Source organism: Bradyrhizobium sp. Kon69, assembly GCF_055807515.1.
The window spans coordinates 1-279 of record NZ_JBVVOS010000315.1 but is presented as its reverse complement, the minus strand read 5'-3'; the positions used below and the strand labels follow the sequence as shown (position 1 = coordinate 279).

The following is a 279-nucleotide window of genomic DNA, read 5'->3' as shown; positions in this document are numbered from 1 at the left end:
ATGACCATGCACCACGCCGGTATTGAGTTGGCGCGCGATCGCCTGCGTAAGTCGGCGTTCCATCGGTCGGTGATCAATGCCGAGATGTTTGACCCCCAAGGCGCTCTGCAGGCAGGCTTCCTCGACAAGGTCGTGGCGCCGGAAGAGTTGCACGCAGCAGCCCTGGAGGCAGCTCGGCAGTTGAAAAAGATCAATATGAATGCCCACAAGCACACCAAGCTGAAAGTGCGTAAGGCTCTGCTGGATGCGTTGGACGATGCAATTATCCAGGACCAGGGC

Annotated in this window: 1 protein-coding gene; it reads left to right on the top strand. The window is 58.1% G+C overall.

The features are described 5' to 3' along the window. Window positions 1-279 (top strand): enoyl-CoA hydratase-related protein (locus AC0L3U_RS39285; protein ID WP_473365104.1); only part of this gene is annotated, 279 nt, incomplete at both ends.